A 15472-nucleotide genomic window follows, 5' to 3' on the forward strand; every position below is an offset into this window, starting at 1 on the left:
GTATCGGTATGATTTATGTCGATATATATCGTCAACATAGTCAAATAAAACAGTTTACAGTAACCGGTCATGCCAAAAGCGGACCATATGGCTATGATTTAGTCTGTGCTGGAGTTTCAGCCGTAACATTTGGTTCTGTGAACGCGATAATGGAGTTGGGTGAAATGGACTTGCCAATCGAGCAGGGTGGTGAAGGTGGCTTTCTTCGCGTTACCGTTCCACAGAAAGTAACCGTTGATGCGATGAAAAAAGCCCAAACTTTGTTGGAAGGAATGGTTATTTCACTCAAGACAATTGAAAAAGAATACGGCGAGAATATTTATATTCACGACTAAAAAGGAGGTGCAATAGGATGCTACGTCTCGATTTGCAGTTTTTTGCTCAGAAAAAAGGTACTGGAAGCACGAAAAACGGCCGTGACTCAGAATCAAAACGCTTGGGTGCCAAGCTTGCAGATGGTCAGTTTGCAACTGGTGGATCGATTATTTTTCGTCAACGCGGTACGAAAATATATCCAGGAATGAACGTGGGTCGCGGAGGCGATGATACGTTATTCTCCAAAATTGACGGAGTTGTTAAATTCGAACGCATGGGCCGCCATCGTAAAAAAGTAAGTGTTTATCCGGTTGCTAAAGAAGCATAAGCTTAATAAGCGGAAAGAACAGACTCCAGTCATGTTTGGCTGGGGTTTTTGTATGATATTGGGACGGTTTTGGTATCATTTTTTCGTTGGTGGTTTTGTTTGCAAACAACTGGACCCATGAGTATGAGTCATGAGTCGAAGGGGGAAACCATGGAGGAACAGGATGTCATACAGTTGCTGCGACGGTATCGGCATGATGTATTGAATCAGCTCCAGGTTGTGGATGGCTATTTGAGTATGGAGAAATTGGAAAAAGCGAGAGCGAAACTAAAGGATTACACCCAACAATTACAGGAAGAAAGCAAACTGGTAAACTTGAATGCTCCTTTTTTTGCCTTATATGTTTTTCAATGGGATACATTTCATCCCAACTTTCGTTTAACCTATTCGATACATACGAAAAACAGGGATTTACAGTATATGGATTCGTTGCTGGTGAAATGGTGTAACGCTATCATGCACTCGGCAGAAAGCAAGGCTGATGTTTCGAAACTGTATGACATACATGTGCTTATTGATGACAACGATGAAGATATGCTGCAATTGAGATGGCTGATAACCGGCACATTTGCGGATTTACCGGCATTAAAGGATATGTTAAATAATATCGGACAAACGGTAAAAGCCATTGAACACGACAATGGCTTATTATGCACCGCAGACATTCCGTGTAAATGAGGTGACAAAATGTTTGTAGATCAGGTTAGTGTTTACGTAAAAGCGGGAGATGGCGGTGACGGACTTGCCGCTTACAGACGGGAGATATATGTTCCTAAGGGTGGTCCGGCCGGTGGAGATGGTGGTCATGGCGGTGATGTTATTTTTAAAGTTGATGAAGGCTTGAATACGCTGATGGATTTTCGTTATAACCGTCATTTCAAAGCCAAGCGTGGAGAAAATGGCATGAGCAAAAATAAGCATGGAAAAAATTCAGATCCACTTGTCGTCGCCGTTCCCCCTGGTACGACTGTAATGGATTCTGAAACAGATGACGTGCTGGCTGATCTGACGACGCATCAGCAAGAAGCGGTCATTGCCAAAGGCGGTCGGGGCGGACGTGGGAATACACGGTTCGCAACACCCAGAAATCCTGCTCCAGAATTGTCTGAAAACGGAGAGCCCGGTCAAGAACGGACAATTAAAGTGGAATTGAAAGTAATAGCAGATGTTGGCTTGGTTGGTTTTCCAAGTGTCGGCAAGTCCACCCTTTTATCCACTATAAGTGCAGCAAAACCTAAAATCGCTGATTACCATTTTACAACGTTGGCGCCCAATCTCGGGGTCATTGATACACAAGATCAGCGAAGTTTTGTTATTGCTGATTTACCCGGCTTGATGGAAGGTGCGCATGAAGGCGTCGGTCTTGGTTATCAATTTTTGCGTCATATTGAACGGACAAGAGTTATTTTGCATGTTGTGGACATGGCCGGTACTGAAGAACGTGACCCGTATGCTGATTGGGTGAAAATAAATCAGGAACTGGAAGCATATGATCCTAAGCTGATGGAACGGCCGCAAATTATCGCTGCCAATAAAATGGATATGCCCGGTGCTGAGGAGAACCTTCAAAAATTTAAGGCGACATTACGAAACAATGATTCGGTATATCCGATCTCTGCCGTGACAAAACAAGGACTGCAGGACATGCTGTATGCCATTGCTGATACGCTTGATGATATGCCGGCGCATGCATCCGAACCGGAGGAAGATGCAGATAAGGAGGTTGTCTACCGTTATCATAAGGAGGAAACTCCGTTCACGGTTACAAAGGATCCGGATGGTGCATTTGTTTTATCAGGTCCGCGAGTCGAGAAATTATATAAAATGACCGATTTTACACAGGATGAAGCTGTACAGCGTTTTGCACGACAACTGCGGAAGATAGGTGTGGATGATGAGCTGCGCCAGCGTGGTGCCCAGGACGGGGATATTATACGATTGCTCGAGACAGAGTTTGAATTTATGGATTAACCACAACAGGATTGATCGCAGAGGAGGACGAATTGATGGTGAAAATTGGCTACTTAGGTCCGCGTGGGACATTTACCAAATTGGCCGTTGATACAGCTTTTAATGGGGAAAATAAACAGAGCTTCGGAGCGATTCCGGAGTGCATTGACGCCGTAAATGACCGTCAAATCGATATTGGTGTGGTACCGCTTGAGAATGCCATTGAGGGAACGGTGCAATTAACTGTGGACTATCTGGTTCACCAGGTACGGCTTCCGATTGTTGCCGAGATTGTTGTCCCCATCGAGCAACATCTGCTTGTTACATCCGGTTTCAATGGGGACTTGTCATCTGTTGGTCATGTTTATTCCCATAGCCATGCTATTGCACAATGTCATCAATTTTTGCATGCACACATGCCGGATGCGGAGCTGCATTTCACATCTTCAACCGGGAAAGCAGCCGAAATGGTCAGTCACAGCGATGGTGGTATTGCTGCCATTGGCAACAAACTTGCTGCCAGTGAATACGGGTTGACTATCTATCAGGAAAACATTCATGATTACACAAATAACCATACTAGGTTTGCCGTACTAGCCAGTGATCAAGAAAAGGTTTTCATTGACCATGAGGTGCAGACAGAGAAGACAAGCCTACTGATCACACTTCCGAGTGACTATGCAGGAGCATTATATCAGGTGTTGGCTGCTTTTGCATGGCGAAATATGAATCTTTCCAAAATTGAATCGCGCCCCATGAAAACAGGCCTCGGCAATTATTTTTTCATTGTTGATGTCAATGAATCCTATGACGATGTATTGTTTCCGGGTGTGATCGCTGAGTTGGAAGCACTTGGATGTAATGTCACCATACTTGGTACATATCCGGTTTATCATATGGACATTTAGGCATTTCGTAAATGAAGCATCCATATTAACGGGTGCTTCTTTTTTATGTTTTATTACAGTTCAACTTTTGCCGCTTTGCTGCATATGCTGATAACGTGTGATTAGCCCAAATAGAAATGACAGGGAAAGGAGCCGGAATGGATTTGAAAATTCACATTGTCCAAAAAGGTGACACGTTATGGGAAATAGCGAAGGAGTATGATGTAGATTTTGAACAGGTGAAGAATATGAACCCGCAGCTTTCAAGTCCAGATATGATTATGCCGGGCATGAAGATTAAAATACCCGGTTCATCAAAGCCGGTTAAGACGCATGATACGGACCAGAAACACAAACAAAAACCAACGGAGAAACCATATAAAGATACATCTCCAAAGCCAACGCCTATCATGAAGGAAGATGATGATAAAAAACCAAGCTCCGTCCAACCTCAAGTGCCGAAGCAACAGACAGTGCAAGTGCCTATCATGGAACAAAGCACGGAGCAAGAACAAGACATGGATCAGGAAATAAATCATTACACAACCATTAATCTTCCACAGGTGCCAGCTTATAAAACACCGGAGAAAGCACCGGGGTCACCATCTAAAAAACAAGAAACCATGCCGTATCATCACCCATCACAGCCAGTGCCACAAATGCCGCCACAGCCACAACCGTTTCATGGTCAACCGTTTCCAGGTCCCCCCGCAACCGGAATGGGACCATATACTGGCCAACCCGACTGTGGATGCGGCGGCGCCAAACCAATGTATCACCACCCAGTGTATAAACCGATGCAGCAACCAATGCCGCATAAACCCGTCCATCAGCCTCAACCGAATTATCCCGGTATGCATCATCCCCAACCATATCAACCGATGATGGCCCCGTCAGCAAGCATGGGAATGCCGGCAAAACCAATGCATCATCCGATGACGGCCTATCAAACACATCAACCGCCATGTCCGCCAGCGCAACCAGGTATGAATTTTGGTATTCATGAACCCAAGCCACAGCTCACTTATCCATGTGCGCCGGATACGCATTATCAGCAACCGATGCCGCCAGGTTATAGAGACCCCCAATATGCTGCCTATGGCGATGATGGTGAATCACAGGGGCATGCGTAACTAAAACACAAAGGTACCATTAGTCGGCTTATAATGATTTAATCATCCGGAAAAAATATACGTCTTCAGTGTGAAAAAGCGGGTAAGACGTCACCATTCTTTTTAAATAATACAGTAAACATGATATGATTAACACAGAAACGAACCAAACAAGGGTGATGATTGTGGAAAAAATGATTGATGATATCGTGCAATGGCTGCGATCGGCTGTATATGATGCCGGTGTCAACGGTTTGGTGATCGGTGTGAGCGGCGGACTCGACTCAGCTGTTATTGCTCATCTTATCCAACGGGCTTTTCCGGATGATTCATTAGCTATTATAATGCCGCTTAACAATCATTCCGAGGATGTACAACATGCGGAAAGAGTGATCGAAACAAGTGGCATCAACCATTTGACTGTTGATCTGACGGAGACACACCAGATAATGTATGGTCACATACAGGAAAAATTGCAACAAAAAGAGGCTTTCCGATCTGAGCGTGACCAGATGTCCGATGCGAATTTGCGTGCGCGCCTGCGGATGAGCACCCTTTATACGGTTGCCTCCCATTACGGATATTTGGTTACAGGTACTGACAACGCTGCGGAATGGTATACAGGTTATTTCACCAAATATGGGGATGGCGGTGTGGATATATTGCCCCTTGTTGAATTTTTGAAGCGTGAAGTAAAAGAAATGGGGCAGTATTTGGGCGTGCCGCAGGAAATTCTGGCAAAACAGCCGAGCGCTGACCTTTGGGAAGGGCAAACGGATGAAAAGGAAATGGGGACAACGTATGCAACCATTGATGCTTATCTGAACGGGGAAGCCATCCCGGATAAGGATAAGCACATCATCGAGCGCATGCATCGCCGGACAGCGCATAAACGGAATCCGGCGAAACAGTTCCATCGTACGTTCTAAATTCCTTTAATTAACGGTTGTAAAAATATCTCCTTTATCCAAGCTAAGGATAAGGGAGGAATTCCATGCGAGGAATGAATTGGGTGGTAATACCACTAATGTCGTTCGTTTTGATTGGCTGCGGTACGGACGATGATCGTCAACAAACTCAGGATAACAATGATACACAGCCAATCAATTATGAAACAGAACAGGAACGAAAAGATCGGCAGGGCGTGGAAGATGAAAATATCGGTGAACGTGGCGGATATCCTCAGACGGAACAAAAGAGGCTGAATGATGGCGATGAAAATGCACAAAGCGATTCGTTCACCAATGAAATGTCCATGTCGATTGCTGATCAATTAAAACAAAAGCGTAAAGTGAAACAAGCGCAAGTGGCTGTCGCTGATGACCGTATCGTTGTCGGCGTTATGATCAATGCCTCTGCTCCACCGGATATGCGAGAACGTTTGGAAAAAGAAGTACAGAATATGGTCCCTGAGAAAGAGGTTTATGTCTATACGGATGATATCTTTTGGGATCGTATGCGCAATAAAGATTCCAAGCCGGATCAGTTGAATGGCGATATGGAAGAATTTATGCGAGAGTTTTTCAATCGGGACAGGAAAGAAGAAGATTTTTAACAACCGGAAAAATACCCATATGATTAAAGTGTCATGCGTATGGCACTTTTTTTGTACTGTCCTTTGCAGGAATTTCTTTATCCACAAGGCTATATTTGATATAGTGAAAAAGGAAATTCCGGAGAGAGGAGATTGTCCAATGGCTGGTCATTCCAAATGGAACAATATAAAAAAGCGCAAAAATGCACAGGATGCAAAAAAAGGGAAAATTTTTATGCGTCATGCCAAAGAAATCTATACGGCAGCCAAAGAAGGCGATGGGAATCCTGATACCAATGCATCACTGAGACTTGCTGTCGATAAAGCTCGTGCAGATAATATGCCGAATGACAATATTGATCGTGCCATTAAGAAAGCAACCGGTGGCTTGGACGGTGTTCATTATGAGGAAATTACCTATGAAGGATACGGCCCCGGCGGTGTTGCCATTATCGTCCATGTGTTGACCGACAGTAAAAATCGCACTGCGGGGGAAATCCGGCATGCTTTCAAGAAAAATGGCGGCAACCTTGGGGAAAATGGCAGTGTGTCATTTATGTTTGATCGGAAGGGCTACATCGTTGTTGAAGATACGAATGGCACAATTAATGAGGAAGAGATGACGCTTGAAGCCATTGAAGCAGGCGCAGAAGATATCGCTCTGGTGGAAGAGGCTTATGAAATTTATACAGCTCCTGAAGATTTTCAAGATGTGCGCGATTATTTGCGGGAGCATCAATATGAGCTTGCTGAGGCTGAAGTGACCATGTTTCCGCAAACATACGCAAATCCTAATGAAGAAGATATGGAAAAAATGATTCATCTGATTGATATGCTTGAGGACAACGAAGATACACAGGATATCCATCATAACATGGCAACGACAGAGTGACGCTATATACAACGGTTAAAGCATGTGAAACTTCTATTTCCGGCTGAAACAGGAAATGGAAGTTTCTTTCTTTCGTCGAACGGCAATTGTGTTAAAATAGGTAAAAGGGGAAGGTCGAATGATAGCGTATATTCATGGGATGCTTATCAGCGTTCAAACGGAAACGGTGATTGTGGATGTTCAAGGGATAGGTTACGAAATTGTCTGCACGAATCCATTCGCTTTTCAGGCTCACATTAACCAGCCGGTAACGATCAGTACATATCATTATGTTCGCGAAGATACACAAATTCTCTATGGTTTTCAAAACAATGAAGAAAAACAGTTATTCACAAAGCTGATAACCGTCTCGGGTATTGGTCCAAAGGGGGCATTGGCCATCCTTGGAAGCACAGATGCCGGTGGACTTGTGAATGCCATTGAGCGGGAAGATGACTCTTTTTTGGTACGCTTGCCCGGTGTTGGCAAAAAATCAGCCAGGCAAATCATCCTTGACTTGAAAGGGAAAATGCCTGTCATTACAGCGAGTGCCGACAATCATTCGAAGGCAGCGGAAGATGAACATGCTGCGCCGGAGACACTTCAGGAAACGGAAGAAGTCCTGCAATCGCTTGGTTATACGGACAGGGAGATCAGAGCGGTTGCGCCTAGGTTGCGTGAAGAAAACATCACCAATACGGATGAACTGGTGCGCAAAGCATTGGCATTACTAATGGAATAGTGATAAGGTGGGATAATGATGGAAGAACGGATGGTGACAGGGGAGCTGCAGCATGACGAAGACTCGGATGAACGGAGTCTCCGTCCCGCCAATTTGAGCCAGTATATTGGTCAACAAAAGGTGAAAGAAAATCTGAGCATCTTCATTCAAGCGGCCAGAATGCGAGAAGAGGCGCTGGACCATGTGCTCTTATACGGACCTCCGGGACTGGGAAAGACCACCTTGGCATCGATCATTGCCAATGAAATGGGTGTACAGTTCCGTTCGACGTCAGGTCCGGCCATTGAACGCTCCGGTGATCTGGCTGCGATTTTGTCCTCATTGGAACCTGGTGATGTTCTTTTTATTGATGAAATTCATCGGCTACCGAGGTCTGTTGAAGAAATTTTGTATCCGGCCATGGAGGATTTCTTTTTGGATATAGTCATTGGAACCGGTCCGAGTGCACGTTCCGTCCGGATTGATCTGCCGCCGTTCACGCTTGTTGGAGCAACAACAAGAGCCGGTTTGCTATCAGCGCCGCTAAGAGATCGTTTTGGGGTTATGAGCCGCTTGGACTTCTATGATCCGGATGCTTTGTGTGAAATTGTGGGACGCACTGCTGCTATTTTTGAAACAGCCATTACGAATGACGCCTCCGCTGAAATCGCTCGGCGCTCACGTGGGACCCCCCGTATTGCCAACAGGCTTCTGAAACGGGTTCGCGATATTTCCCAAGTAAAAGGTGAGCATCAAGTCAGCCTGTCGACGACAACGCATGCACTGGGAATGCTCCAGGTTGATGAGCAAGGTTTGGATCATATCGATCACATGCTGTTAACAGGCATCATTGATGGTTTTCAAGGAGGCCCGGTTGGGTTGGATACGATTGCTGCAACCATCGGGGAAGAGTCACAGACAATCGAGGACGTTTACGAACCCTATTTGCTGCAGATTGGCTTTATTCAGCGCACACCCAGAGGACGACTGGCAACATCGAAAGCGTACCAGCATCTTGGGTTAAAAAAGGATGACGGCTGAAATGGGAAAAATGTTTATCGTTATTGGCGTTATTTTCATCGCCATTGGCTTGATTTGGTCCCTCGTCGGGAAGCTTCCGGGAGATATTGTTATAAAAAAAGAAAATGTCTCCTTTCATTTTCCTATCATGACATCGATTGTTGTCAGCATTATTTTGTCCCTTATCTTTTATATTGTGGGGAAATTTCGTTAAAATAGTTAGGAGAACATCATGAACACAGAAGACTTCGATTTTGATTTGCCAGAAGAACTGATTGCCCAAACACCGCTGAAAAACCGGGATGCTTCCCGTCTGCTCGTGCTTGATCGAAATAAAAACGAACTGGAGCATAAACCATTTACTGCTATCACAGACTATTTGCAAAAGGGCGACTGTCTTGTTTTAAATGACACCCGTGTGCTTCCTGCCAGACTTTTAGGCATAAAGGATGATACCGGTGCGAACGTGGAAATGCTTCTGCTTCACCAGCAGGAAGCGGATCAATGGGAAGTGTTGGTTAAACCGGCGAAAAAAATAAAAATCGGGACTGTTTTATCGTTCGGCGATGGACAACTCCGTGCCAGGTGCACAGGCATGAAGGACCATGGCGGCCGTGTGATGCAGTTAGAGTATGAGGGGATACTTTATGAAATATTGGATGAGCTTGGTGAAATGCCGCTTCCTCCGTATATAAAAGAGCAATTATCAGAAAGAGAACGTTATCAGACGGTGTATGCCAAAGAAGAAGGGTCGGCGGCAGCACCGACCGCTGGATTGCATTTTACCACTGGGCTGCTTGATGAGATCCGGGCAAAGGGCGTCACCATTGCATTCATTACTCTCCATGTTGGTCTTGGTACGTTCAGACCGGTGAGTGTGGAGTCCGTTGATGATCATACCATGCACGCTGAATTTTATCACATGTCGAGGGAAACAGCAGCGATCCTATCCAATACAAGAGCAGCCAATGGTCGGATTATTGCCGTTGGGACAACGTCAACCAGAACACTGGAAACAATTGTCCGGGATAATGATGGCGAGTTCAAAGAGTCCAGTGGCTGGACAGATATATTCATTTATCCGCCATATCAGTTTCGTGCCATTGATGGATTGATCACTAATTTTCATTTGCCTAAATCGACGCTTATTATGATGGTGAGTGCGTTTGCGGGAAGAGAGCGGATTTTAAGCGCCTATCGGGAAGCAGTTGACAAACGTTACCGGTTTTTTAGCTTTGGAGATGCCATGCTGCTTCTGTAAGATATGACGAGCGGTCACCGAATATGGGACAGCCAGCAAGATTTAAAGACATCGTCAGCAAATGGGTTTGGTGGGTGTCTTAATAGATAGTGAAGGATCGGGTGACTATGACAGCTATTACGTACGAACATATAAAAACATGCAACCAGACAGGAGCCAGACTGGGACGGGTTCATACCCCGCATGGTTCGTTTGACACACCGGCATTTATGCCTGTTGGGACATTGGCCACTGTTAAAACAATGAGTCCGGAAGAGTTAGACGAGATGAACGCAGGTATTATCCTATCCAACACCTACCATTTATGGCTTCGACCGGGTGAAGATATCATCCGGGAAGCCGGTGGTCTGCACCGGTTTATGAACTGGGATAGTGCCATATTGACGGATTCAGGCGGATTCCAGGTTTTCAGCCTGAGTGATCGGCGTGATATCAAAGAGGAAGGTGTTCATTTCCGCAATCATCTGAACGGAGAGAAACTGTTCTTGTCACCGGAAAAAGCCATGACTATTCAAAATGCGCTTGGATCCGACGTCATGATGGCATTTGATGAATGTCCACCATACCCAGCTTCGCATGCGTATATGAAGGCTTCTGTGGAACGGACATCACGATGGGCGGAACGTTGTTTACAAGCGCATAAACATCCGGATGACCAAGGACTGTTTGGCATCATCCAAGGTGGTGAGCATGAAGACTTAAGAAAACAGAGCGCCCGGGACTTGGTTTCCCTTGATTTTCCGGGTTATGCCATTGGCGGTTTATCCGTTGGGGAACCGAAAAATGTCATGAACCGGATGCTAGAATTTACAACACCGCTAATGCCCTTCCATAAACCGCGCTATTTAATGGGAGTCGGGTCGCCGGATTCTTTAATTGACGGAGCTATACGCGGCATAGATATGTTTGACTGTGTGCTGCCGACGCGGATTGCCCGCAACGGTACCTGCATGACATCCTTCGGCAGACTGGTTGTCCGCAATGCTAAGTACGCCCGTGATTTTGGTCCGCTGGATGACCATTGTGATTGTTATGTATGCCGGAATTATTCAAGAGCTTACATTCGCCATTTAGTCAAATGCAATGAAACATTCGGATTTAGACTTACTACTTACCATAATCTTTATTTTCTGTTAGAATTAATGAAACAAGTGCGAACTGCGATAAGCGGGGATCGACTTGAAGATTTTAAGGAAGCATTCTTTGAACAATACGGTTTTCATGAAAAGGATGCAAAGAATTTCTAATAAAGGAGGGAATGGAAAATGGAGTCGTCATTATTAACGTTCTTGCCGCTCATTTTGATATTTGTGATCTTTTATTTCCTGCTCATTCGTCCGCAGCAAAAACGGCAAAAGCAGGTCAAACAGATGCAGGCGGATTTACAAAAAGGAGATAAAGTGGTAACTATTGGCGGGTTGCATGGATCGATTCATGCGCTTGATGAAAATACGGTTGTGTTGCAGGAAGAAAATGGTCCGAAGCTGACATTTGACCGTTCTGCCATTCGTGAAGTTAAAAACAGTGATCAATAATACTTTATGCATGTGTACATAAAGCCAATAAAAAAGCCGTCCCATCTGGATCGGCTTTTTTATTTGGTATTAGGATTGTTCGCCTTTGACCATATTGACACCGATAACGCCTCCAACAAGAGCAGCCAGGATAAATCCGGCATGGTTGATCGACTGTGCAGTGGAAAACGTCTGCTGATAGCCAAGAAATTGGATTAGAAATATGAACAATGTAAATCCAAGGCCCGTTGCGGCACCAATCGCCCAGCCTTTTTCTTTTCCTTTGACACCTGCTGTTATTCCTCCAATAAATAAAATAATCAATCCGGCGGTGAGTGTCACCCACGACAGCACATTTTGATCCATGGCTGTCAACTGAAAAAGCAAAGCAATAACGATGCTCGTTACGAACATTAATCCTAGGACTGCAATCCACCCGTACAGCAACGCGGTGAATGATTGTTTATGCATGCCATCCGTTCCCCCTTCTTCCTGATCATTTGTAGTACTACCATCCTATTCAGACAACCTCTGAAATAGACGGAAAATAATTATTGTTTTTGCATCATATAGTGTTACAAGGACGATTTTTAACAAAGGAAGAGGATGACGTATGGATGTCTTGTTGGCAGCAGTCATTTTCGTTGTCAGTTATCTGTTTATTATGATGGAAAAAATAAACCGTGCCATTGTCGCCCTTGCTGGTGGAATGCTTCTGCTATTGACGGGTGTGTATGATGTGAATGACGTGTTTTTTCAATATATTGACTGGAACACCATCGCATTATTATTTTCAATGATGGTACTTATTTCCATTACAGAGAGGACGGGCTTATTTTCATTTATTGCGGTTCGCTTAGCCCAGCAGGTCGGAGGGTCCCCCATTCCGTTAATGGCAGGTGTGTGTGGGTTGACTGCGCTGGGATCGGCATTACTGGATAATGTCACAACGGTTCTTATACTGGTACCGATTGTGCTGAAAATTACCAAGCAACTCCAACTTCCTGTATTCCCGTATTTGCTGGCTGTCATTTTCAGTTCCAATATTGGCGGTACTGCTACTCTTATCGGAGACCCGCCCAATATTATGATCGGACAAGCTGTAGAGCATTTTACATTTTTATCATTTGTTATTCATTTGGCTCCCGTTGCGGTCATTATGTTTATGATTATGATCCTTATGCTCGTGCCGATGTTTCGAAAAAAATTGCAGACGAAGGAAGCAAATAAGAAGCAACTGATGGAGATGGATGCATCACTCTATCTCGTTCATAGTCCGATGCTGTACCAGTCCATTACCGTCCTTTTGATGACATTGACAGGTTTTGTCCTTCATGCATTTCTTCACATTGATTTGACGGTTGTGGCACTCTGTGGAGCTATTCTTTTGCTATTACTGACCGAAAAAGAAATACCGACGGAACAAGTCTTTTCGCGTGTGGAATGGGTGACCCTGTTTTTCTTTGTCGGCTTGTTCGCATTGGTTGGCGGTTTGCAGGAAGCAGGCATTATTGATGAGCTGGCCAGAGGAATCGTACGATGGACGGACGGGGATTACGTCGGTACAGCCATTCTCATTTTATGGATGTCCGGATTGTTTTCCGGTATTGTGGACAACATTCCGTTTGTTGCGGCAATGATCCCCATTATTGAAGAATTTGAAAGCTATGGGATGGTCTATCTCGATCCGATATGGTGGGCACTGGCACTTGGTGCTTGTTTGGGAGGAAATGCAACCTTAATCGGTGCTTCAGCCAATGTCGTCGTTGCCGGTTTAGCAGAAGGAAATGGTGAAAAACTATCGTTTCTGCGATTCATGCTCTACGGTGTTCCCTTTGTTTTGCTGTCTCTTGGTGTCGCTACCCTTTATTTGTATGTCCGTTATTTAATTCCATATATGGGATAGAGATAAGTTTTCAATAAAAAACATAACGCCGAATCATGGCGTTATGTTTTTTAATGTATCCATTTTTGTAAAAACGGTATTTGTCTTAATTCTTCTTTGGTTATGAACCGTAATGCCAGCAACAATACAACATAGATGCAGGATAGAAAAAAGATGATAAGAATGAGAGCAAACAAATTTGATTCAAAACCTGTAAAGATATTTTTTAAATAGTGACCACATAACCATGTTGCGATCACTAGTACCATCATTTTTAAGAGATCATTCCATGGTATAAAGAACTTAATTTCCTTGTAAAGGCTTGCCAAGTGAAGTAAGGTGACGAGAATGACTCCGGCGGACATAGCGATGGCAACCCCATTGATTCCGAACGCCGGATTGGATGCAAGCAGGAAAAGCACTGATAGTTTCATAGCTGCCCCAATCAGGCTGTTCCACATGGCAGGCCGGGCTAAGTCCATTGCTTGCAGGGCCGCCTGCAGCGGAGACTGGATGTATAAAAGAAGAAAAAACGGCGCCATTAACACTAAAAAATGGCTTGCATCAGCGGTTCCATACATGAATGTCAAGATAGGGCTAGCAAACAATGTAAGAACAACCGTTGCTAATCCACCGGAGGCAAAGGAAATACGAATGGCCTGGCGAATACGATAATGGATAGTGTGTGTATGTTTATGGGCATCTGCTTCGGAAATGGTTGGAACAAGAGCAATTGATAATGAATTGGTAATAAACGTAGGCAAAAACAGCAATGGCAAAACATATCCGGTCAATTCCCCGTATTGTTTTGTTGCCATCGAACTGGAAATGCCTGCAAGTGCCAGACTTTGTGCTACAAGAATGGGTTCGAGAAAATGCGATATGTTTCCAATTAATCGGCTTCCCGTACTTGGCAGGGCAATCGAAAAAAGCTCCTTTATCGTTTGTTTGCTAGACGTGATATATTGGAAAAAACGATGTCTGATTCGTACGATTTTTTTTCGTTTAAACAACCAGATCAGAAACATCAGTGACGCAAACTCACCGAGGATTACACTAAACATAGCTCCTGCCGCCGCAAATTCCACCCCATAAGGAAGAAGTAAATGAATAAAAAACGCCACAAACGTAATTCGAACAGCTTGTTCAATAACGAGTGAATAACTCTGTGGTGTCATGTTTCGCCGACCCTGAAAATACCCCTTCAGAATCGATGATAGGGCAATAATAGGAACAATGGGACTAATGGCAATTAACGGATAGACTGTTCGTTCATCGGTGAGAAGGGTTGTCGCAATCAATGGTGCAGCGAGGATCATACCTGCCGTAAAAATAACACTCGCTATACTAGTCAAAACAAGGGATATGACTAGTATCTGCTTCACTTTGGCATGATTGTATCTAGCTTCCGCCTCGGCCACCCGTTTGGATATGGCGACAGGGAGTCCCAGCTGTGTCAAGGTAATGACAAGGAATAATGTTGGCAGTGCCATCATATAAAGGCCAACGCCTTCTTCTCCCATAACCCTGGCCACAACAAGTCGATTAATAAAGCCAAGTAATCTGGTTATCATACCTGCGATAATCAGGATTAATGTTCCCTGCAGAAATGTTTGTTTGGTCAATGTGGTCGACCTACCTTCTCAAAAAATAAAATTTCAGATACAATAATGTATATGCATTTGAGTGGGCCAAGCATGACAAGCATTCCAAAAGCGGATAAGGTCATAAAAAGGGAGAGAATTTTTGTGGGAACAATTAAAACGGTTCACGAATGGAAAACGGACGTAATGCCCGCACTGGAAAGCAAAGCAAATGAACTGCGGCTTTTGGGGTATCATCACGTAACGTCGGGCGATGTGTGGGAATGTTTAAACGAAAAGGTTTGGAAAAATAATCCAACTAAACGACTGTATGAAATTGTACAGGATATTTTTCAGTTGTCATCCAATACGTATATGAGTTACTTGACAATAAATGCCCATCAGGATGATAATTTAATGGCTTCCATTGCTGCACTGACCGAAAGCAATGCACATGAAACAGAATGATTATACATAATTGAATTGACGCA

General features: G+C 44.3%; 19 protein-coding genes. 17 read left to right on the forward strand and 2 right to left on the reverse strand.

The features are described from left to right. Positions 1-8 precede the first annotated feature (8 nt). The 15 genes from ABDZ72_RS09880 to yajC all read left to right on the forward strand — a co-directional run bounded on the left by ABDZ72_RS09880 (position 9) and on the right by yajC (position 11534). Positions 9-335, forward strand: coding sequence for a ribosomal-processing cysteine protease Prp (locus ABDZ72_RS09880; RefSeq protein ID WP_343752654.1), 327 nt, complete (start codon positions 9-11; stop codon positions 333-335). A gap of 17 nt (positions 336-352) precedes the next feature. After that, positions 353-643: a 50S ribosomal protein L27 gene (rpmA, locus tag ABDZ72_RS09885; protein WP_343752655.1), complete on the forward strand. Its 291-nt coding sequence runs from the start codon at positions 353-355 to the stop codon at positions 641-643. 150 nt (positions 644-793) lie between these two features. Then, positions 794-1321 carry a Spo0B domain-containing protein gene (locus ABDZ72_RS09890; RefSeq protein ID WP_343752656.1) on the forward strand — a complete coding sequence of 176 codons (528 nt, stop codon included), beginning with the start codon at positions 794-796 and terminating at the stop codon, positions 1319-1321. 9 nt (positions 1322-1330) lie between these two features. Then, the gene (gene obgE / locus ABDZ72_RS09895) at positions 1331-2614 is read left to right on the forward strand and encodes a GTPase ObgE (RefSeq protein WP_343752657.1); all 1284 of its coding nucleotides are present in this window, start codon (positions 1331-1333) and stop codon (positions 2612-2614) included. Between the two features lie 35 nt (positions 2615-2649). Continuing rightward, positions 2650-3501, forward strand: coding sequence for a prephenate dehydratase (gene pheA / locus ABDZ72_RS09900; protein ID WP_343752658.1), 852 nt, complete (start codon positions 2650-2652; stop codon positions 3499-3501). Positions 3502-3638: 137 nt separating this feature from the next. Beyond that, the gene (safA, locus tag ABDZ72_RS09905; protein ID WP_425542375.1) at positions 3639-4613 is read left to right on the forward strand and encodes a SafA/ExsA family spore coat assembly protein; all 975 of its coding nucleotides are present in this window, start codon (positions 3639-3641) and stop codon (positions 4611-4613) included. Between the two features lie 173 nt (positions 4614-4786). Further along, on the forward strand, positions 4787-5521 hold the full coding sequence (nadE, locus tag ABDZ72_RS09910) for an NAD(+) synthase (protein ID WP_425542381.1): 735 nt from the start codon (positions 4787-4789) through the stop codon (positions 5519-5521). 65 nt (positions 5522-5586) lie between these two features. After that, positions 5587-6147 carry a YhcN/YlaJ family sporulation lipoprotein gene (locus tag ABDZ72_RS09915; protein WP_343752660.1) on the forward strand — a complete coding sequence of 187 codons (561 nt, stop codon included), beginning with the start codon at positions 5587-5589 and terminating at the stop codon, positions 6145-6147. A gap of 139 nt (positions 6148-6286) precedes the next feature. Next, positions 6287-7018: a YebC/PmpR family DNA-binding transcriptional regulator gene (locus ABDZ72_RS09920; protein ID WP_343752661.1), complete on the forward strand. Its 732-nt coding sequence runs from the start codon at positions 6287-6289 to the stop codon at positions 7016-7018. Positions 7019-7136: 118 nt separating this feature from the next. Beyond that, positions 7137-7739 (forward strand): Holliday junction branch migration protein RuvA, encoded by a 603-nt coding sequence (ruvA, locus tag ABDZ72_RS09925; RefSeq protein ID WP_343752662.1) that lies wholly within the window; start codon positions 7137-7139, stop codon positions 7737-7739. A gap of 18 nt (positions 7740-7757) precedes the next feature. Beyond that, positions 7758-8759 (forward strand): Holliday junction branch migration DNA helicase RuvB, encoded by a 1002-nt coding sequence (gene ruvB, locus ABDZ72_RS09930; protein ID WP_343752663.1) that lies wholly within the window; start codon positions 7758-7760, stop codon positions 8757-8759. A 1-nt stretch (position 8760) separates the two neighbouring features. Next, complete coding sequence (locus ABDZ72_RS09935; protein WP_343752664.1) at positions 8761-8952, forward strand: DUF2905 domain-containing protein; 192 nt, start codon at positions 8761-8763, stop codon at positions 8950-8952. An 18-nt stretch (positions 8953-8970) separates the two neighbouring features. Continuing rightward, positions 8971-9999: a tRNA preQ1(34) S-adenosylmethionine ribosyltransferase-isomerase QueA gene (gene queA, locus ABDZ72_RS09940; RefSeq protein WP_343752665.1), complete on the forward strand. Its 1029-nt coding sequence runs from the start codon at positions 8971-8973 to the stop codon at positions 9997-9999. A 107-nt stretch (positions 10000-10106) separates the two neighbouring features. Further along, the gene (tgt, locus tag ABDZ72_RS09945; RefSeq protein ID WP_343752666.1) at positions 10107-11246 is read left to right on the forward strand and encodes a tRNA guanosine(34) transglycosylase Tgt; all 1140 of its coding nucleotides are present in this window, start codon (positions 10107-10109) and stop codon (positions 11244-11246) included. Between the two features lie 18 nt (positions 11247-11264). Continuing rightward, complete coding sequence (yajC, locus tag ABDZ72_RS09950; protein WP_343752667.1) at positions 11265-11534, forward strand: preprotein translocase subunit YajC; 270 nt, start codon at positions 11265-11267, stop codon at positions 11532-11534. A gap of 69 nt (positions 11535-11603) precedes the next feature. Here yajC and ABDZ72_RS09955 read toward each other — a convergent pair whose 3' ends face one another. After that, positions 11604-11984, reverse strand: a complete 381-nt coding sequence (locus ABDZ72_RS09955; RefSeq protein WP_343752668.1) for a TIGR04086 family membrane protein — start codon at positions 11982-11984, stop codon at positions 11604-11606. Positions 11985-12126: 142 nt separating this feature from the next. Between ABDZ72_RS09955 and ABDZ72_RS09960 the strand changes: the two genes are divergently transcribed. Continuing rightward, the gene (locus ABDZ72_RS09960; protein ID WP_343752669.1) at positions 12127-13419 is read left to right on the forward strand and encodes an ArsB/NhaD family transporter; all 1293 of its coding nucleotides are present in this window, start codon (positions 12127-12129) and stop codon (positions 13417-13419) included. 50 nt (positions 13420-13469) lie between these two features. Here the strand turns inward: ABDZ72_RS09960 and spoVB are convergent, their stop codons facing one another. Beyond that, positions 13470-15023, reverse strand: a complete 1554-nt coding sequence (gene spoVB, locus ABDZ72_RS09965; protein WP_343752670.1) for a stage V sporulation protein B — start codon at positions 15021-15023, stop codon at positions 13470-13472. A 123-nt stretch (positions 15024-15146) separates the two neighbouring features. Here spoVB and ABDZ72_RS09970 point away from each other — a divergent pair, with 123 nt between their 5' ends. Next, on the forward strand, positions 15147-15449 hold the full coding sequence (locus tag ABDZ72_RS09970; protein ID WP_343752671.1) for a post-transcriptional regulator: 303 nt from the start codon (positions 15147-15149) through the stop codon (positions 15447-15449). The last annotated feature ends 23 nt before the right edge of the window (positions 15450-15472 follow it).

It is taken from the genome of Lentibacillus halophilus (assembly GCF_039522485.1).
In the GTDB taxonomy this organism is placed as follows: Bacteria; Bacillota; Bacilli; order Bacillales; family Amphibacillaceae; genus Lentibacillus; species Lentibacillus halophilus.